The sequence below is a fragment of the Fulvivirga marina genome (assembly GCF_016775155.1).
GTDB classification, from domain to species: Bacteria; Bacteroidota; Bacteroidia; order Cytophagales; family Cyclobacteriaceae; genus Fulvivirga; species Fulvivirga marina.
On the sequence record NZ_JAEUGD010000019.1, the window covers coordinates 130105 to 150087 of the forward strand.

20 protein-coding genes are annotated in these 19983 nt (G+C 39.4%); 18 read left to right on the forward strand and 2 right to left on the reverse strand.

Going from position 1 to position 19983, the window contains the following annotated elements:
* Positions 1–93: 93 nt before the first annotated feature.
* Positions 94–1167 (forward strand): AMP-binding protein, encoded by a 1074-nt coding sequence (locus JMN32_RS06350; RefSeq protein WP_202855467.1) that lies wholly within the window; start codon positions 94–96, stop codon positions 1165–1167.
* A 107-nt stretch (positions 1168–1274) separates the two neighbouring features.
* Here the strand turns inward: JMN32_RS06350 and JMN32_RS06355 are convergent, their stop codons facing one another.
* Both JMN32_RS06355 and JMN32_RS06360 read right to left on the reverse strand, forming a co-directional pair.
* Positions 1275–1808, reverse strand: a complete 534-nt coding sequence (locus tag JMN32_RS06355; protein WP_202855468.1) for an outer membrane beta-barrel protein — start codon at positions 1806–1808, stop codon at positions 1275–1277.
* A gap of 188 nt (positions 1809–1996) precedes the next feature.
* A complete protein-coding gene (locus JMN32_RS06360; RefSeq protein WP_202855469.1) occupies positions 1997–2788 on the reverse strand; it encodes an XRE family transcriptional regulator in 792 nt (263 codons plus the stop codon).
* A 445-nt stretch (positions 2789–3233) separates the two neighbouring features.
* On the opposite strand from JMN32_RS06360, the gene JMN32_RS06365 reads away from it, so the two are divergent.
* The 17 genes from JMN32_RS06365 to JMN32_RS06445 all read left to right on the forward strand — a co-directional run bounded on the left by JMN32_RS06365 (position 3234) and on the right by JMN32_RS06445 (position 19896).
* Positions 3234–3884 carry a protein-L-isoaspartate(D-aspartate) O-methyltransferase gene (locus JMN32_RS06365; protein WP_202855470.1) on the forward strand — a complete coding sequence of 217 codons (651 nt, stop codon included), beginning with the start codon at positions 3234–3236 and terminating at the stop codon, positions 3882–3884.
* 108 nt (positions 3885–3992) lie between these two features.
* Positions 3993–4526: an acyl-CoA thioesterase gene (locus JMN32_RS06370; protein WP_202855471.1), complete on the forward strand. Its 534-nt coding sequence runs from the start codon at positions 3993–3995 to the stop codon at positions 4524–4526.
* Positions 4519–5073 carry a hypothetical protein gene (locus tag JMN32_RS06375; protein ID WP_202855472.1) on the forward strand — a complete coding sequence of 185 codons (555 nt, stop codon included), beginning with the start codon at positions 4519–4521 and terminating at the stop codon, positions 5071–5073. Before JMN32_RS06370 ends, JMN32_RS06375 begins: the two co-directional genes overlap by 8 nt.
* Before the next feature lie 141 nt (positions 5074–5214).
* Positions 5215–7539, forward strand: coding sequence for a sodium-translocating pyrophosphatase (locus JMN32_RS06380; RefSeq protein WP_202855473.1), 2325 nt, complete (start codon positions 5215–5217; stop codon positions 7537–7539).
* A gap of 105 nt (positions 7540–7644) precedes the next feature.
* Positions 7645–8076, forward strand: coding sequence for a DUF2147 domain-containing protein (locus JMN32_RS06385; RefSeq protein ID WP_202855474.1), 432 nt, complete (start codon positions 7645–7647; stop codon positions 8074–8076).
* A 115-nt stretch (positions 8077–8191) separates the two neighbouring features.
* Positions 8192–8731, forward strand: a complete 540-nt coding sequence (locus JMN32_RS06390; protein WP_202855475.1) for an RNA polymerase sigma factor — start codon at positions 8192–8194, stop codon at positions 8729–8731.
* A gap of 6 nt (positions 8732–8737) precedes the next feature.
* Complete coding sequence (locus tag JMN32_RS06395) at positions 8738–9619, forward strand: hypothetical protein (protein ID WP_202855476.1); 882 nt, start codon at positions 8738–8740, stop codon at positions 9617–9619.
* Positions 9620–9919: 300 nt separating this feature from the next.
* Positions 9920–10816, forward strand: a complete 897-nt coding sequence (locus JMN32_RS06400; RefSeq protein ID WP_202855477.1) for a cell division protein FtsX — start codon at positions 9920–9922, stop codon at positions 10814–10816.
* A gap of 4 nt (positions 10817–10820) precedes the next feature.
* Positions 10821–11033: a DUF3098 domain-containing protein gene (locus JMN32_RS06405; RefSeq protein WP_202855478.1), complete on the forward strand. Its 213-nt coding sequence runs from the start codon at positions 10821–10823 to the stop codon at positions 11031–11033.
* Complete coding sequence (locus JMN32_RS06410; RefSeq protein WP_202855479.1) at positions 11034–11831, forward strand: undecaprenyl-diphosphate phosphatase; 798 nt, start codon at positions 11034–11036, stop codon at positions 11829–11831.
* The gene (truB, locus tag JMN32_RS06415; RefSeq protein WP_202855480.1) at positions 11831–12493 is read left to right on the forward strand and encodes a tRNA pseudouridine(55) synthase TruB; all 663 of its coding nucleotides are present in this window, start codon (positions 11831–11833) and stop codon (positions 12491–12493) included. Before JMN32_RS06410 ends, truB begins: the two co-directional genes overlap by 1 nt.
* On the forward strand, positions 12490–13419 hold the full coding sequence (locus JMN32_RS06420) for a bifunctional riboflavin kinase/FAD synthetase (RefSeq protein ID WP_202855481.1): 930 nt from the start codon (positions 12490–12492) through the stop codon (positions 13417–13419). Before truB ends, JMN32_RS06420 begins: the two co-directional genes overlap by 4 nt.
* Positions 13420–13448: 29 nt before the next feature.
* Positions 13449–14150 (forward strand): CoA transferase subunit A, encoded by a 702-nt coding sequence (locus tag JMN32_RS06425; RefSeq protein ID WP_202855482.1) that lies wholly within the window; start codon positions 13449–13451, stop codon positions 14148–14150.
* A gap of 10 nt (positions 14151–14160) precedes the next feature.
* On the forward strand, positions 14161–14820 hold the full coding sequence (locus JMN32_RS06430) for a 3-oxoacid CoA-transferase subunit B (RefSeq protein WP_202855483.1): 660 nt from the start codon (positions 14161–14163) through the stop codon (positions 14818–14820).
* Positions 14821–14982: 162 nt separating this feature from the next.
* A complete protein-coding gene (gene gldC / locus JMN32_RS06435) occupies positions 14983–15324 on the forward strand; it encodes a gliding motility protein GldC (RefSeq protein WP_202855484.1) in 342 nt (113 codons plus the stop codon).
* A 151-nt stretch (positions 15325–15475) separates the two neighbouring features.
* A complete protein-coding gene (locus tag JMN32_RS06440) occupies positions 15476–18379 on the forward strand; it encodes a TonB-dependent receptor (RefSeq protein WP_202855485.1) in 2904 nt (967 codons plus the stop codon).
* A gap of 23 nt (positions 18380–18402) precedes the next feature.
* A complete protein-coding gene (locus JMN32_RS06445; protein ID WP_202855486.1) occupies positions 18403–19896 on the forward strand; it encodes a hypothetical protein in 1494 nt (497 codons plus the stop codon).
* Positions 19897–19983: the final 87 nt, after the last annotated feature.

The window sequence follows — 19983 nt, forward strand, 5'->3', positions numbered from 1 at the left end:
TATGTCAACAGTTGGAAAACAGAAATTCACTAAACAACAGGACAAAGATTTGGTCATTAACAGACAGCAGCACTATTTGAAGGTACTTTAAAAATGAAATCTTTACTTCAGATCAACGGCCAGTTGGTTCACTGGGCTAAACTTCACCAGTTCAAACCGTCAACTCCATTTGAAAAAAGCACTATTGATTTTATACAGCAATGGTTATCCGAAGTGAAGGAGTTCAACATCCATACTTCTGGTTCAACCGGCAAACCAAAAAAAATAAACATCTCCAGGCTGCAAATGGAAATCAGTGCCCGATTAACTATTGATGCACTAAAAATCAACTCTGGACAAACAGCCCTTGTATGCCTGGACACTGAGTACATTGCAGGAAAAATGATGCTAGTGCGCGCCATGATCAATCATATGAACATTATAGCAATTGCTCCATCCTCTAACCCACTAACGAACCTGGACAAGGTGCCAGACTTTGCCGCTGTAGTACCTTTGCAACTCGAAGAAATGCTCAACAACGAAAAAACCAAGATGCTCCTCAACAAAATGAGCGCAATTATCGTCGGTGGAGCACCAGTAAGTCCAGTTTTGGAGAGAAAGCTCCAACAAGTATCTACCCCTATTTACGCCACCTATGGTATGACGGAAACGGTCTCTCATGTTGCCCTCAAAAGGCTTAACGGCCCTGAAAGGTCTGCAACATTTACTGCTTTTAAAGAAGTAAAACTTGCTCTTGACGATAGAGGCTGTCTCACTATCCAGTCAGCCCTTACCAATCACGAGACATTAACAACAAATGATCGCGTTGAGCTGATAAGTGATCACCACTTCGAGTGGCTTGGGCGGGCTGATAACATCATCAATAGCGGAGGAGTCAAGGTGCAAAGTGAAAAAGTGGAGAAAGCAGTGGCTCAGATTCTCGATGAGCTCGGGCTCTCCAATAGGTTCTTTGTCACTGGTATACCGGATGAAAAACTTGGCCACAAAGTGTATCTGGTCATGGAGTCTCCCGATAACCTAAATAATGACAAGGAGAAAATACTTTCCCTACTTCAAGCGAAATTAAGCAGATATGAGGTGCCTAAAGACATTACATTAGTACCTCAATTTACCGAAACACCGACAGGAAAGGTTAATAGAAGAGAAACAATAAAAAAACTACTGTAGCCAGACAATAACCTAGCTAGTAGTAATAGTGGTATTTCACCAATAAAAAACGCTCCATCTCGCTTGAGATGGAGCGTTTTGCTCTTATTATTGCATCTTTTGTCTAATTAGAATTTATAGGAAAGGCCTACTTCCAAGCCTGCTAAATAACTACCAGAAAACTCCGCATTGGCGGCCCAATTAGGGTGAAAATACCATCTAGCCCCTGCTTGTGCTGCTAAAAATGCTCTTGAGGACTCTATATCTATTAAATCAGCATAAGGACCACTATAATTATCACTCCATATAGTATAACCCGCAGAAAGTCCTCCATACAGATCAAGCTCAGATGGCAAACCACTGATATGCCCTCCAAAGTGATAGTCGCCTCTAAAGCTAATATTTGTTACTGAATATCTGATTTTACCGTATATACCATATCTCTCGCTATAGCCTCGATAACTAATTCTTGGTCCTATGGTGATTTTATCTGAAACCCCAAAGTCCATACCAACATATACCGGAACCCCATATACAGAAGCACCCAAACCAAAGTTAAGTTGCTTCATACCAGGGTTTGGCCCAAACCCTTGAGCTTTTGCCAAAAAGCTGACGCCAGACAATAAGGCAAGCAATAAACATTTCTTTAATATACTGTCCATGAATTTAATTGATTTTAGTTGTTGTCAAATTTCAATTATTTTGCCCATTAATTCAAACTTACTTGACCAAAGAAACAAGCATTAACGATATTTTGTTTTGAATCAGCGTTTTGGCCAAAATAAGACAGGTCTTCAACCGACGAATGGCATAACAAAAAAGACAGTATAGCATTGCAAAAGTTGCTATTTCATTTCTTATTTTCTTTTAACCTGATAATCTCCTTTTGTAAATCGAGCACTATTGAAGCCAACTGCTCAGTCGATACTTCTTTGCTATCATCAGCGTCTGGAAACTGGACACTGATATACGCTTTGCTTGCCCACACCTCTAATACGTCTTCTATACCTATCTGATAAGGAGAGTACTGCCGATTATCGGAGACCAAAAACAACTTTCCGTTGTCATCTATATAATTAAAAACTCTCTTATAAACAATGCCTTCAGATTTTGTAACAAGAATATAAGTTTTACCATTCTTAATATCCCTTACATCATCTATGTACTCACCTATGATAATAGTACCTGGCAAAATTGGAAGCATGGAATCACCTGAAATTTCAAAAGCTCGATAAGTTGCATTGGAAGGTAAAATGGGGAGCTTAAACTTTGGAAGCTCCTGAATATATTCCGGGTCTGCATAGCCATTAAGGTAGCCTGCTGCAGCCTTTTGAGGAACAAGCTCAATGTTTTCTCGTTGATGCTCATCTACTGTGATAGCCAACACCTCCTTCCCTCTTTTAAATTTGCTTACATTAAGCTCTTCTTCTGAAAGTCGGCTTACATCTTTATTGATAAGAATGTCTACAGAGGTACCAAATACTTCGGCCATTCGTATGAGATTACTAATTCTGGGATCAGCTCTTCCCTCCTCATATGCACCAACCAGCGATCTTTTTATATCTATTCTTTCAGCAAACTGCTCCTGAGTTAAACCTATCTTTTTCCTCAGGTATTTAATGTTTTCACTGATAAGACTCATATCGGATTCAATTATTAAATATTAAAATAGGGTCTTTGCGTTTATGACTGGCTGCTAAATTATATAAATGAGAATGATAATAACTATCCCCCTGCTCAATATATCTTACTTCATGTTCAATAGTGCGCACTACTTCACGCAATGTTGAACCGGATTTCGCTAACATATAACCATACAGGTGTGGTTGAGTAGAAGAAGTTACATAAAACTTGATCTGACACCTTCCTGATTTTAGCTTTTTACTGTACAGCTTCAATTTATAATCTCGTACCATATCCCGCGTTTACTAATTTTTTTAGTAAACATAAAAAGTTAAAAAATACAAAACAAGTTAATTACTAAAATTATTAGCTTAAAATACCTGGCATTTTTTTTATTCCATCTTTCTCATGATAATTCTATGTGGCAAAATTCTTTTATAACTTCACGCTTGTAATTATTAAATATGGAAGACAGCTACAAACACCGAGGCATGAGACGCTCCCTACTCAAAATACTCAGGGGAAAAGGAATTACTGACGAAGCAGTATTGGCTGCGATAGGAAAGGTACCAAGGCATTTCTTTTTTGACAATGCATTACTGGAACATGCCTATCAGGATAAAGCATTTCCTATTGGCGAAGGACAGACCATTTCTCAACCCTATACCGTAGCATTTCAATCAGAAAAACTTAGTGTAAAAGAAGGTTCCAAAGTGCTGGAAATAGGCACCGGAAGCGGCTATCAGGCTTGCGTACTTCTCGAGATGGGTGCTAACGTGTATACCATAGAGTATAACAAGATCCTTTATGAAAGAACACGGAAATTCCTGCCAAAAATGGGCTATAGGCCTCATTTTTTTCAAGGAGATGGATCCAAGGGTCTCCCAAGGCATGCACCATTTGACAGAATCATAGTAACTGCAGGAGCACCTTCAGTGCCTGACAGCCTGATACGACAGTTAAATATCAATGGTATATTAATCATTCCCGTTGGGAACAACGAAAGACAAAAGATGCTAAGGATCACCCGAATAGATGAGAAAAAGATAAAAAAAGAGGAGTTTGATTTCTTCAGCTTTGTACCTTTGAAAGGTGAAGAAGGTTGGGGACGGTGATTTGAAAAATGAAAAATAGGAAGGCTAAGAGTGGAAATTCGACCAACCTCTCATTCCAAAACCTAATGTACTGTTTCTAACTTCTAATTTATCTACAAACATCCAGATATGTCCAAAAAACAAAAATTCGTAAGAGAGTCGTTCGTAACTATGACTGAATTTGTGTTACCCAACGACACCAATACACTGAATAACCTCATGGGAGGAAAACTCATGCACTGGATGGATATTGTTTCTGCCATTGCTGCTCAGAAACACTCCAACCGAATTGTAGTAACAGCTTCAGTAGACAACGTATCATTTGGCAAACCCATCCAACTCGGGAATGTGGTCACATTGAAGGCCAAGGTTACACGATCATTCAATTCATCCATGGAGGTCCATATCCAGGTAGAAGCTGAAGACATTCCTGGGAACAAAAAATTTGATAGCAATAGTGCCTTTTTTACTTTTGTTGCCGTGGATCAGTCTGGTAAGCCTATTGATGTACCTGAAGCCGTACCTGAAACTGATGAAGAGAAAGACCTATATGCAGGCGCACTAAGAAGAAGACAGTTGAGACTAGTGCTTGCGGGAAGAATGAAGCCTGAAGAGGCCGTTGAGTTGAAATCAATATTCAAATTTGAAGAGAGTAATGGGTGACAATAGTTTTCTTAAACATTTTATTACCGAACCTGTATTTGTAATCCCTGGAGAAGAATTAGTTGCCTCTATTACCGGGTCCAGGGAGGAAAAAGCTGAAGCCATCGTAGAAGAGGCTCCTGCAATATATCAGTCGCAAGAAGCCACCAAGAAAAAGGCTAAGGAAGTGACATTTAAAGGAAGCAACAAGAAGCAAATATTAGTAATCGTAGACCAGCCCGGAGAAGAGTTTATCAACGCTGCTGACGAGTCTTTTTTGAGCAAGATAATGGGAGCTATCAAGCTAGATATCAACGACATTGCCATTATCAACTTTTCCAATAATAGTGAGTTGAACAAAGAGCTTTTATTAGACTTTAGCGCCACCAGATACCTTATGTTTGGTATAGACGACAGCAAGTTACTCAAAGGTAACTTCCCCCCCTACCAAATCATGGATATAGGGAATAACAAGCAAGTATTAATCTGTTCCGCATTGGCAACTATTGCGAGTGATCCCTCTCAAAAAAAGCTATTATGGACAGCGCTACAAAAGATGTTTCTATAATCTTACCTATATCATGTTTTAATTATTTTATTTTTAAATAATATATGTTCTTCTATCTTTGCGCAGGTTTTTAATAAGGGGCTTTTCGCCCTTTTTAATTTTAAAGCGAATAATAATTAAACTAAACCATATTAATTAAAAATGAATAACGTCATTTACGTAGTTCCACTGCTTGGGCTTTTAGGGCTCATTGTTATGGCAGTAAAATCCTCCTGGGTTAAAAAACAGGATGCCGGAGATGAAAAAATGCAAGTTCTTGCCAACCACATTAGAGAAGGAGCATTGGCATTCTTAAACGCCGAATACAAAGTATTAACCATTTTCGTAATAGTTGCAGGTATACTTCTAGGTGTTATTTCATCATTAGTTGCCACAACTCACTGGTTTATTATCATAGCCTTTGTTATAGGGGCTTTCTTCTCTGCCCTTGCAGGAAACATTGGTATGCGTATAGCTACTGCTGCCAACGTAAGAACAACTCAGGCCGCAAGAACAAGCCTTCCACAGGCACTTAAAGTATCTTTTACCGGCGGAACCGTAATGGGGCTGGGAGTAGCAGGCCTTGCTGTATTTGGCCTTAGTTTGTTGTTTACTATTCTTTTTACCTGGTTCATGGGCGGGCAGTGGACAGCCAATGGAGTTCATGATATGACTATCGTATTGGAAGCGCTTGCAGGGTTTTCTTTGGGTGCTGAATCAATTGCACTTTTTGCCCGTGTTGGTGGAGGTATTTATACCAAAGCCGCTGACGTTGGAGCTGACCTTGTAGGTAAAGTAGAGGCTGGTATCCCTGAAGACGATCCTAGAAACCCCGCTACAATTGCTGATAACGTGGGTGATAACGTGGGTGATGTTGCCGGTATGGGTGCTGACCTTTTTGGCTCATATGTAGCTACCGTTTTAGCTTCTATGGTGTTAGGTAACTATGTAATCCGTGACATGGGAGGCTCCATCACTGACGAATTCGGAGGCATAGGCCCTATCCTCCTTCCTTTGGTCATTGCTGGTCTTGGTATAGTTTTTTCTATTATTGGAACTTTCTTCATTAACATCAGCGATAATAACGCAAAAGAGCCACAGGTGCAGGGAGCGCTCAACAGAGGAAACTGGGGTTCTATCATACTTACCGGTGTCGCTGCTTTCTTCATTATTGACTGGATGCTTCCTGCAACAATGCAAATGAACTTCTTCGGCCAAGGCTTGATTGATGTCACTTCTTTAGATGTATTCTACGCTGTACTTATTGGTCTGGCTGTAGGAGGATTGATCTCTTACTTTACAGAATATTATACCGGACTAGGTAAAAAACCGGTCATTGACATCGTTCAAAAATCAGCCACCGGAGCTGCTACCAATATTATTGCCGGTCTAGCTACAGGTATGATATCTACCTTTGCTCCTATTCTGCTATTCGCTGGTGCCATCTGGGGAGCTTATGAATTTGCTGGTTTCTATGGTGTAGCAATTGCTGCTTCAGCTATGATGGCTACTACAGCCATGCAGTTGGCTATTGATGCCTTCGGTCCTATTGCTGATAACGCCGGTGGTATCGCTGAAATGAGTGAACTTCCTAAAGATGTAAGAGAGAAAACTGACATCCTCGATTCAGTAGGTAATACTACTGCTGCTATAGGTAAAGGGTTTGCTATTGCTTCGGCGGCATTGACAGCACTTGCTCTTTTTGCTGCATATGTAACCTTTACAGGTATAGATGGGATTAACATCTTCAAAGCTGATGTATTGGCTGCCTTGTTTATAGGAGGAATGATACCTGTTGTATTTTCCGCCCTAGCCATGAACTCTGTAGGTAAAGCTGCAATGGAAATGGTAAAAGAGGTAAGAAGACAGTTTAAAGAAATACCTGGTATCATGGAAGGAACAGGCAAACCTGAGTATGGGAAATGTGTTGACATTTCAACCAAAGCCGCACTTAGAGAAATGATGTTACCTGGTGCTATCACTATCATTACGCCAATACTTGTAGGTTTCATCATGGGACCTGAAGCTCTGGGAAGTTACATGGCTGGTGTTGCTGTTTCAGGTGTACTTTGGGCTATTTTCCAAAACAATGCTGGAGGTGCATGGGATAACGCTAAAAAATCATTCGAAGCTGGTGTTGAGATAGACGGGGAAATGACTTACAAAGGTTCTGATGCCCACAAAGCTGCTGTTACAGGAGATACAGTTGGTGACCCTTTTAAAGACACTTCAGGACCTTCAATGAACATTCTTATTAAACTTACTTGCCTTGTAGGTCTTGTTATTGCTCCTATCCTAGGAGAGGTATACAGCAATATCGAGCATACTCAGGCAGAAAATGTCAAAACAGAAATATTAACTACTGTTGAAGAGGGTAAAGAAGTAACTACAACCGTTACAGCCACAGAAACAGACGTGGAGCCTGTTGCAGAGACCACAACAGAGGAAGAATTTAAAGTTGAAACTGAAGAAGTTCAGGAACAATAAGCTCAACTTTTTATAGAATAAAAAAGCTCCGTAAAAAACGGAGCTTTTTTTGTTTTCATTCAATTGAATATATTTGATTTAACAACTTATTTGAATTAATATACTATGAAATACTATATATGGATCTGGTTGCTAATGCCAGTGTGTGTTTTTGCACAAGACAACAACAGCATAACAGGAAAATGGACAACCATTGATGATGAAACCGGAGAGGCAAAATCGGTTGTCAAGATATACGAGAAAGAAGGAAAATACTACGGGAAAATTGTCAGGCTGTTCCGGGATTCCGGAGAAGATCCGGATCCTATTTGTGATGATTGTCCGGAGGATGATCCCAGATATAAGGAAAAAATAATTGGCATGGAGATCATCAAAGACCTAAAAAAAGATGGAGAAGAATATGTTGAAGGTACTGTACTAAAACCTGACGAAGGAAGAATATATAAATGTAAGCTATGGTTGGAAAACAATAAATTAAAAGTTCGTGGATATTGGGGTTTTTTATACCGAACCCAAACTTGGGAAAAAACTGAATAGAGACATTTTTCCTTAAATTATCCAGCCAATCGTCGTTTAAGCGAATATTTTCTGTATCCGTCTGACGGTGAGGGTTACCTACAATATAATACTTGTATAAAACAGCAGAGCTCAAATGAAGGACAAGGAAATTTTTGAAAAAATATGCCAGGGCGACGAGAAGAGTTTAGAATATCTATATAAGAAATATTATCGGATGATGACCAAGCTGGTTATCTCCAATAGCGGAACAGAGCAGGAAGCAAAAGATATTTATCAAGACGCTTTAGTTGTATTTTGGCAAAAGGCCACCAGTGGCAACTTGGTCCTTACATCTAAGATCAGTACTTATCTTTACAGTATCTGCCAAAACCTGTGGAGAAAAGAACTAGATAGAAAAAAGCGTTTATCACATGAAGAAAAAGATGGTGTTGAATACACCGACATTGACTCAAAGGAACGCGCCAAAATTATACACAGGTGTATCAATGAATTAGGTGATACGTGTAAAAAAGTGCTAATGTATTATTACTTTGACGGTTTATCAATGCAGGACATAGCCGATAAGTTAGGTTTTGCAAATACGAACACCGCCAAAACAAAAAAATATAAGTGTAAAAAGAAACTTGATGACTTAGTCAAATCTCTGTATTCAGAGAGCGACTTTCTTGACTAAATGAGTATGAGCAATTTAGAATTAATTGATGCTTATTTCGGCAACGAAATGACAGCTGCTGAAAAGCAAGCTTTTGAAAAGCGTCTACAGCAAGAGCCTGAGCTGAACAAGGAGTTTGAGTTCCAGAGGGATATTGTAGATGCACTCAAAAAAGAACGTGCCGCCGAACTAAAAGCTATGTTGGATAAAGTACCCGTTGGTGGCGGAACCGGTAGCACCATAGGTAAAATTTTATCCTCCGCTGCCGTTATTGGGATGGTAGCATTGGGAATCTACTACTTTTGGCCTGAAGAAAACATTGCCATTGAAACCACCCCTAAAACTGATGTAACTGTAACTAATCCTATTGAGGATACACAAGCCCAGGAATCAGAAACAACAGATGAAGAGGAAAAACCTCTCATAGCTGAGAATAAAAAGGAAACAGTGGCTAAAACCAACCAGACTTCTGAAAAAGTAGTTAAGGACGAAACAGAGAGCAGCACGGATAACTCAACAGTGACTAAACCTGAGATCAACAAACCGGACCCTGTTCCCACATTTGATACCCAGGAAGACCTGAATGACAGTCTTGAGGCTCCTGGTGGTAACCTTATCACCAAGTCAGATGAAGACTACACAACTTTAGATGTTGAAATAGACAATACTCATAAAAACTTCTCGTTCCACTACAAGTTCAAAAGTGGCAAACTTCACCTGTATGGTTCTTTTGACAAAGGTCTTTATGAGATATTAGAGATAAATAGTAAAGGTTCAAAAACTTTATTCCTTTATTACAAAGGCAAATTTTATCCTTTGAGAACTAATCAAGTAAAAATAGTACCTCTAGAGCCTGTCAAAGAATCTTCACTCGTAGAAAAGTTGGAGAAGGCAAGAGAAGAAGGTTAAAGGTTAGTTTATAACTTTTGTGTTAAAGCCCCTGTTTTGATACCGCCTTTCAAACCAGGGGCTTTTCATTTCTTAAGACTTACAGTTATGGCTCTAAAGTTCGCAGTGAGTACATGGATTTTATGTGCTATTCTCAGCCAGTTAGCTTTCCCTACCCATTACACTAAATAATTAGCCAAGCATTAAGAAAACAGAAAATTAATCTACAAAAAACTGCTACCAGCAACTTCCACTTTATTTTCGTAATTAAGGTTTAAAACTTAATGAACAATTGCTAAATTTGGCTGAACTTAAAGCCACGTGGAAAAAGAATCTGTAAGTAGAAAGAAGAAAAAACTCGGAAGCTACCCTTATTTAAGTGTAATTTTCAGCATTACGCTAGCCCTATTTGTTATTGGACTTTTTGGGATGCTCCTTCTGCACACCACGAAACTCACCCAGCTTATTCGGGAAAACATTGAAATTCAAGTTTATCTGGACAAAGGCATAACAGACAACCAACGAATACAGATTCAAAAAACACTGTCATCAAAAGATTATGCTGTGGAAAAGAATGATGAAGTGCAAATAAGCTACGTTTCCAAAGAAGAAGCAGCAAAAAAATTTATAGAAGAAACAGGCGAAGATTTCACCAATTTTTTAGGTGAAAACCCATTGAGGGACGCCTATGTGTTGCGAATTACTCCTGAGTTTCATGACAGCAACAAACTGAAAAATATTAAAGCCGAAATAGAAAAAATTAATGGTGTCTTTGAGGTTGTTTATGTAGAAAGCTTGGTAGACTCTATCAATGATAATATGACAAAAATTAGCGTCTTCCTTTTGGGGTTTGCTGTTATACTATTAATTGCCGTGGTTATACTTATTAACAACACAATTAAACTAGCTCTGTTTTCTCAAAGGTTCCTGATAAGAAGCATGCAACTGGTAGGAGCAAAAGCATCATTTATACAAAAACCCTTTTTATTCAGAGCCTCAATGCATGGTGCTCTAGCCGGAATATTGGCATCCGCAGGGTTATATGCGTTAATGAATTTTGCAAACAGAAAAATTCAAGACCTGGAAACTCTTCAGGATGCTGACAAAATACTAATTCTATTTGCTTTATTGTTAGTATTAGGTGTATTTATAGGCTTTAGCAGCACCTTCAGAGCCATAAATAAATATCTTAAATTGTCATTAGACGAATTATACTAGACATATGAATAAGAACAATAATATGCCCTTTGGAAAAAGGAATTATATAATGATGCTCGCCGGCCTCGCAGTGTTGGTACTTGGTTTTGTAATCATGAGCCTGGATTCTGAACCTTTTGGGTTTGGCTTTCTTGGTCTTACGCTGGGGCCATTCATTGTTTTTGTAGGATTTATCATTGAAGTATTAGCCCTTCTCCATCACCCAAAAGAAAAATAAATGAGTCTTTTTGAGGCAATAATCCTTGGCATAATCCAGGGATTGACAGAATTTCTACCTGTCAGCAGTAGTGGGCATATAGAAATCGGTTCCTACTTTCTTCATGTTCAAAGTAGTGACAATCTGTTATTTTCCATCATTGTTCATGCCGCTACTGCTCTAAGTACAATTGTGGTTTTCAGACAGACCATTTGGGAGATCATCAGGGACCTGTTCAAACTTCAATGGAATGAATCGACACAGTTTGCTAGTAAAATTGTGTTAAGTATGATCCCTGTAGGCGTTGTAGGTGTTTTGTTTGAAGATAAAATAGAAGCCCTTTTCGGTGGTAATATTGTCTTTGTAGCCTGCATGTTACTGATTACAGGAATTCTCCTGACGATTACCTATTACACCAAAGATCAGGATAACAAAGTAACTTTTACCAAAGCTATCATTATCGGAATTGCCCAAACCATTGCCATTCTGCCAGGAATCTCAAGATCAGGAACTACCATTGCTACAGCCCTATATTTGGGCGTTGAAAAAAATAAAGCCACAAGGTTTTCATTTTTGATGGTACTCCCCCCCATTCTTGGTGCAGCCTTATTAAAAACACTTGAGTTCGCCAAAGCGCCAGAAATAGCATCCGGTAATATTTCCGGTCTAACATTGGCAGCTGGTTTTATAGCATCTTTTATTGCAGGATTACTGGCCTGTCAATGGATGATAGCTATTGTAAGAAGAGGAAAATTAATCTATTTCGCCATATATTGCTTTATCATTGCATCGGCAGTACTAATAGCACAACTTTTCTAATGACATCTCAACAACCAGAAGGAAGCGTAATCTTAGTTGACAAGCCTTTAGAATGGACATCTTTTGATGTGGTGAAGAAATTGCGCTATGCTTTGAAAACAAAAAAAATAGGTCATGCAGGTACACTGGACCCACTAGCCACAGGACTATTGATCTTGTGTACAGGCAAAATGACCAAGCAAATTGAAACTTACCAGGCTCAGGAAAAAGAATATACAGGTAAAATGGTTGTTGGAAAAACAACTCCTTCCTTTGACCTGGAAACAGAAATTGACAGTGAAACTGACATTAGCCACCTTAAAAATGAGATGGTCTATGAATTAACTAGCCAATTCTCAGGCATTATTAGTCAAACTCCTCCTGCCTATTCAGCAATAAAAGTCAAAGGTAAAAGAGCCTACGAAAGTGCGCGAAAAGGCGAAGAAGTTAAGCTAAAATCCCGTGAGGTTGAAATATCACTTTTTGAGATTACGGATATCAATTTTCCTGAAATATCATTTAGAGTGACCTGCTCCAAAGGAACATACATCAGAAGCCTGGTAAGAGATTTTGGTGTTGCTCTCGGTGTTGGAGCTTACATGTCCGAACTCAGACGCACGAGAATCGGAGAGTATAGGGTTGAAGAAGCCAAAACTATTGAAGAGTTGACCAACAAAACATGAAAATCTATCACGGCATAGAAGATTTTAAACGCTTGGATTACGCTGTTGTAACAAGTGGAACTTTTGATGGTGTACATGTAGGCCACCAAAAAATTCTTAGCCGTTTAAAAGAAATTGCTAGAAAAAATAATGGAGAAACTGTGCTCATCACCTTTTGGCCTCACCCCAGGTTTGTCCTGTACCCCGAACAAACTGACCTTAAACTACTAAACACTTTTGAAGAAAAAGCGGATCTTCTCCGTAAACAGGGTATAGACCATCTACTCAGGATACCCTTTACCAAAGAGTTTTCTAAGCTAACATCCGAAGAGTTTATCAAAAATATCCTTGTAAATACAATAGGTACCAAAAAACTTGTTATAGGGTATGACCACCGTTTTGGAAAAAATCGCGAAGGAAGTTTTGAACACTTGAAGGAAAACTCTTCCATTTATGGTTTTGACGTTGAAGAAATATCAAGACAGGATATAGATAATGTTGGCGTAAGTTCAACAAAAATCAGAACGGCCCTCCTTGAGGGTGATGCAGCTACAAGCACAGAACTATTGGGTCGTCCATACAGTATCAGCGGACGCGTGATCAAAGGAGAAAAAATCGGAAGGATTCTTGGATTCCCTACAGCCAACATCGAAGTAGACTCGCAACATAAACTCATTCCTGCTGACGGATCATATGCAGTAAAAGTGCATCATAGAGATCAAATTTATCAAGGAATGTTAAATATTGGTTACAGGCCAACCGTAAATGGAAAAACCCGAACGATTGAAGCTCATCTTTTCAACTTTAATGAGGATATTTATGGTGAGACTATATGTATCGATTTCATTAGACGAATAAGAGATGAAATTAAATTTAGTGACGTAGAAGAGCTAAAGAAACAACTGGCCTCGGACAAATCTTTGGCAATTAAAATATTAAATGAGTAAATTTTAGTTCATAATTAAAACCCCAGGTTATGATTAATAAAGTTGTGAGCGGCGCCGACGAAGCCGTTAAAGACATTAAAGATAATGCCGTGCTTATGCTAGGAGGCTTTGGCTTGTGTGGTATCCCTGAAAATTGCATTAGTGCGTTATTAAAAACAGGAGTAAAAGGCCTGACATGCATTTCTAACAATGCCGGTGTAGATGATTTCGGAATTGGCCTGATGTTAAAAACCCGACAGGTAAAAAAGATGATATCCTCATACGTGGGCGAAAACGCTGAGTTTGAAAGACAATTACTCGCAGGAGAATTAGAAGTTGACCTGTTACCGCAGGGCACACTTGCTGAACGTATAAGAGCAGGTGGTGCCGGAATCCCTGCATTCTTTACCCCTGCCGGATACGGTACGGAGGTAGCAGAAGGTAAGGAAGTAAGGGAGTTTCATGGCAAAAAATACCTGATGGAAGAATGGTTGAAAGCTGATTTTGCCTTAGTAAAGGCCTGGAAAGGAGATACTGCAGGCAATCTTATCTTTAAAGGGACTGCCCGAAACTTCAACCCCATGATGGCAGCAGCCGGAAAAATTACCATTGCAGAAGTGGAAGAACTTGTACCCACCGGTGAGTTGGACCCAAATCACATCCATACACCAGGTATTTATGTTCAACGAATCTTTGAAGGCAAAGATTATGAAAAACGAATTGAACAAAGAACTGTAACTCCCGGAAATTAAACTCAAAACAATGGCACTAGATAAAATAGGAATAGCAAAAAGAATAGCTCAGGAAGTTAAAGATGGATCATATATAAACCTAGGTATTGGTATCCCCACCTTGGTAGCCAACTATATTCCTGATGATATAGAAGTAGTACTCCAGTCAGAAAATGGCTTACTAGGTATCGGCAGGTTTCCTCATGAAGAACAGGTGGATGCAGACCTAATCAATGCAGGTAAACAAACGGTCACCATGTTGCCTGGTTCATCTTTATTCAACTCTTCGGAGAGTTTTGCCATGATCCGGGGCGGACATGTTCACCTGACCATACTCGGAGCTATGGAAGTTTCTGAAAACGGTGACATTGCCAATTGGAAAATACCCGGCAAAATGGTAAAGGGTATGGGAGGTGCAATGGACCTTGTAGCCTCTGCAGAGAATATCATTGTAGCAATGCAACACAAAAGTCGATCCGGCGAATCAAAGCTGTTAAAAGAATGTACACTCCCTATTACAGGCATAAAGTGTGTTAAAAAAATCGTTACTGACCTTGCAGTACTAAAAGTAATGCCTGAAGGTGGGTTTAAACTGCTAGAAAGAGCCCCTAGTGTATCAGTGGAAGAAATCAAAGAAGCAACAGAAGGCAAGCTAATCGTGGAGGGCGATATTCCTGAGATGGTAATCTAAATCCATAGTTTATAATCATCATATGGCGGAGCGGGATGGTAAATTGTAGCCAATACCTGATATACCAATTTACCACCCCACTCAGACTCCCATATAGAATGACTCCGGTTACGATTAAACCACAACCTAACCATGGACAGTAACCAGAAAACAAGAATTTAAATGAAAAAGTCAGAAATAAATTTTACAGTAGAATTAGACAACGACAATATTCCGGAAAAGATAACCTGGAATGCAACAGAAAAACCTGATGGGAACCTTTCAGAAACAAAATCAATAACCGTTTCTCTTTGGGACCATGAGCAAATGAACACCATGCGCATTGATCTGTGGACCAAGGAAATGCCCGTAGATCAAATGAAAAGATTTTATGTCGACTGTCTTGGAGGTATGGCCCAAACCATACTCAACAGCACAGGAGATGAATTTATGGCCAATCAAATGAATGACCTTTGCGAAAAACTGGCTGAATATTTAAGAAAAGAATCTGAGGGCGGCCAATAACCACTTATCAGCTCTTTGCAACCGATTTCGAAAAAAAGGTATGCATGCTTAATATTTAAAATAAAATCTCGTACATTGTGCATATTTTTAATAATTCTATCAAAGCATATGACATATACAGAATTTTATTTGTCCTAATCAACTTAAAACTATGAAGAAAATTTTTACGAAAGCAACGCTGTTATCCCTATTTTTAGTAGGGTGTGTCTGTTTTGCATTTGCCCAGGAAAAAACCACAATTTCTGGTAAAGTGACAGATTCTGGCACAGGTGAACCCCTTGCAGGCGTTAATATTGTGGTAAAAGGTAAAGTTATCGGTACAATAACAAATGGAAATGGAAGCTATGAACTCACTGTCAGTAGTCCTCCTCCACTTACTTTGGTGTACTCATTTATTGGATTTGATACTCAGGAGATTGAAATAACAGAGGCAAACACAACCCTAGATGTTGCAATGATAGAAGCATCTCTGTTAGGTCAGGAAGTCGTAATATCAGCCTCCAGAGTAGAGGAAAGTATTTTAGAGTCACCCGTTTCTATAGAAAAAATGGATGTACTAGCCATTCAAAATACTGCTGCTGACTCTTATTATAAAGGTATAGGAAACCTAAAAGGGGTTGACGTAACTACGAGTAGTATAAACTTTCAAATTGTCAATGCACGTGGGTTTAACTCAACAGGTAATACTCGTTTTGTTCAGTTAACTGATGGTATGGATACTCAGGCCCCTGCTCTAAATTTCCCAATAGGTAACCTAAATGGTCCTTCTGAATTGGATGTTGAAAGCATAGAATTTATCCCAGGTGCATCTTCAGCGCTTTATGGCCCTAATGCTTTTAACGGTATTCTTTTAGTAAACTCCAAAAGCCCATTTGATTACCAAGGATTAAGTGCTATGTATAAGGCTAGTGTTAACCACCTTGGCGATTCAGACCTTGATAGTGAAGGAGAAGGCGAAATAGGTCCGGGAAGTGCTCAGCCAATGCACGAAGTTTCCGTTCGTTACGCAAAGGCCTTTAATAATAAATTTGCTTTTAAAGTTAACTTCTCGTACAGCCAAGCCGAAGACTGGTATGGCACTAACCTGTCTGATCAGGCAAGTACTAGACAACCAAGTGGATTTGACTTTAACCCCGGAAGAGACCAAGTACATGCCTTTGGTGACGAAGTAGCTAACAATATTGCACTCGTTGGTCTATCCTCTACATTTCAAAGTAGCATAGCAGGTACTCCATTAGAAACTTACTACAATGCTGGTGATATACCTAACCAGGTAGTAACCCGTACTCCTTACGCAGAAAGGTACCTTGTTGATTATGGTGCTGAAAATATGAAGGTTAATACCAGCCTTCATTATAGACTTACCGACCGCATGGAAATCCTTTATAGTTTCAACTATGGTTATGGAACAACAGTCTATACAGGTGCTCAAAGATATTCTTTGAAAAATTTTAGTGTTGCCCAACATAAATTAGAATTAAAAGGTGATAATTTCTTCGTTAGAGGTTATACCACCCGTGAAAATTCAGGAGATTCTTATATTGCTGATTTAACCGGTGTATTAATTAATGACAGCTGGAAGAGTAATACTCAGTGGTATGGTGAATATACATCAGCATACCTGACATCTCTTGCGCAGCAAGGTGCAACTCCAGGTTCTCCTACTACTGCTCAGCAAATGGCTGCCCACATGTTTGCCAGAGGATTTGCAGATGTTGGAAGATTAGAGCCAGGAACTGATGCTTTCAAAGCAGCAAAAAAACAAGCAGAAAACGAAGTTATTCCTACAGGATCACTTTTTGATGATGCTACTAACATGTACCATGTTGAAGGTCAGTATGACTTCAAAAATCAAATTGATTTCATGGGGGTACAGGTAGGTGCCAGTTACAAGCTTTACGATCTGCAATCTAACGGAACTGTATTTGCGGACTCTTCAGGTAATGACATTACCATTCAGGAAGTAGGTGCTTTTGTGCAGCTTTCAAAAAGGCTTTTGAATGATAAACTGAAATTAACAGGATCGGCCCGTTATGATAAAAACGAAAACTTTGATGCCCAGATTAACCCTAGAATATCTGGTGTACTTACCGTTGCCGATAACAATAACATTCGTGTATCATACCAAACAGGTTTCAGGAACCCAACAACTCAAGGTCAACATATTGACTTGAACGTAGTTTCTGCCAGATTAATAGGAGGTTTGCCTCAATATGCACAAGCTTATAATATTTATGAGAATGCCTTCACCGCTCGTTCAGTTGAGGCTTTTGTTGCAGCAGTTGCTGCCGACCCCTCTGGAGCAGCTGCCTTAGGTAATCCTGCTAACCTGGCTTTATTAGAGAGGGCTGATACTTACGAACCTGTGAAACCTGAAGAAGTAAGGTCTATCGAGATTGGTTACAAAAGTTTGTTAGGTAAAAAGCTTTTGCTTGACTTTGCTTACTATCACAATACCTACAATGACTTTATTGCGCAGGTGAGGCTGAGAAAAGCAGCAGGTTTTATCGATCTTGACGCTACAACTGTTACGGAGCAAAACATTAGAAACGCTCAAACTCTCCTTACTCCTATCTCAACTCCTGGTCAGGAAAACACCTTCCAAACGTATACCAATGTGGATGAGACAGTAACTGCACATGGTGTTGCTTTTGGTGCTGAATATAGCCTTGGAAAAGGATATAAAATTGGTGGTAATTATAACTGGAATAAACTTAAAGATGAGTTGAGTGAAGGTTTTTTAAGTGAGTTCAACACTCCTGAGCATAAGTTCAATGTTTCGTTAAGCAACAGAAAGTTGACCGACAAACTAGGCTTCAACGTGACTTACAGGTGGCAGAACGAATTCCTTTGGGAAAGTTCATTTGCCAGAGGTACAGTTCCTTCAATAGGCACCATGGATGCTCAAGTAAGCTACAAACTTTCAAACATTAAGTCATCTGTAAAATTAGGAGGATCTAATATTACTAATGAACGTTATGTGCTTAACTATGGAGGACCAACAATAGGTGCTATATACTACGTATCTATCACTTTTGACCAGTTGATGAATTAATGAAAGACAATAATTTGACGATTATGAAAAACTTCAAAAAATATATCGGGTTAAGTCTGTCTGTTGCGCTCCTATGGTCTTGTACCTATGACGCACCAGAACAGGTTGAGCCTAACTCAGGAACCGCAGATTTCTCAAAAGTAGTAGCAGTAGGAAATTCACTTACTGCTGGCTTCATGAATGGCGCACTTTATGATGCAGGTCAAAGCACCTCATATGCTGCTATTTTATCTACGCAAATGCAACTTGTTGGTGGAGGAACATTTAATACCCCAATGACAGGGTCAACCGTAGGGTGCTACAACCCTTCTGAGGGTTGTACTGCTGGTCGTTTAGTGCTTAAAGGATTAGAAGATCCGACTCCAAGTCCAACTGTGCCTGGAGATCCAAATGCTCTGGCACCTTACGGTGGAGATAAAGGAGCATTAAATAATTTTGGCGTACCAGGCATTACACTGGCTACAGCATTAACACCTTTAGCAGGAGCTCCTGCAGATCCAGCAAACCCTGCATTTAATCCTTATTATGCAAGAATAGCATCTAATCCTGGAACATCAACAATAATTGGAGATGCTACAACAGCTTTTGCTGACGGAGCCACCTTCCTATTATTCTGGTTAGGTAGCAACGACGTATTAGGTTATGCTATTGGAGGTGCTGCCAATGAAGCTATATTAACCAGTGAAGGAGATTTTGAAACCAGATTTAATGGTGCTCTAGGCTCTTTGCTTCAGGCTAACACCAGTGCAAAAGGTGCAGTTGCAAATATTCCTAATGTTTTATCTGTTCCTTTTTTCAAACTAGTGCCTTGGAATGCTATACCATTGGATGCTGCTACAGCCGCTTTTGCCAATAGCTCATATCAGGATTACAACGATGGTTTAGCAGCAGCTTTAGCCCTAGGAGAAATTGATCAGGCTGAACACGACAGAAGGCTAGTAGAGTTTGTAGAAGGTCAAAATGGCTTTATCGTTGAGGATGATGAACTTACAACTGCGGATATCTCCGCAGCCTACGGTTTCCCTCCTGGGTCAGTAGTACTTCCTAACTATAGGCATGCAGAAAGTACTGACCTTGTTCCCCTAACAGCAGGATCTGTATTAGGTACACTGCAAGATCCAAATGATCCTACCTCTGTTTATGGAGTAGGTGTAGCCATGGGAGATCAATATTTATTAACTCCTGCTGAGCTAAGCGTTATACAGTCTCGAACTGCAGTATTTAACCAGACTATTGCAAACACTGTAACAGCTAATAGCGATAGACTTGTATTAATTGATATTCATTCTATTCTAGAAGATTTAGCAGAAAATGGAACTGTAATCAACGGCAGTACATTAAATGCATCCGTTACTCCTCCATTTGGAGGCTTCTCACTGGATGGGGTGCACCCCAATTCCAGAGGAAATGCATTTATTGCTAACAAATTCATTGAAGCTATCAATGCAAAGTTTAATGCATTAATCCCATTTGCTAATCCAAATGACTATGCAGGTAATGCATTGCCTATTCCTTAAGCAAAAAGGAAGACTTGTTATAAAAAAAGAGGCCGTCTCAAAAGTCATTTTGGGACGGTTTTCTTTTTCAACAGATTTAGATGTTTT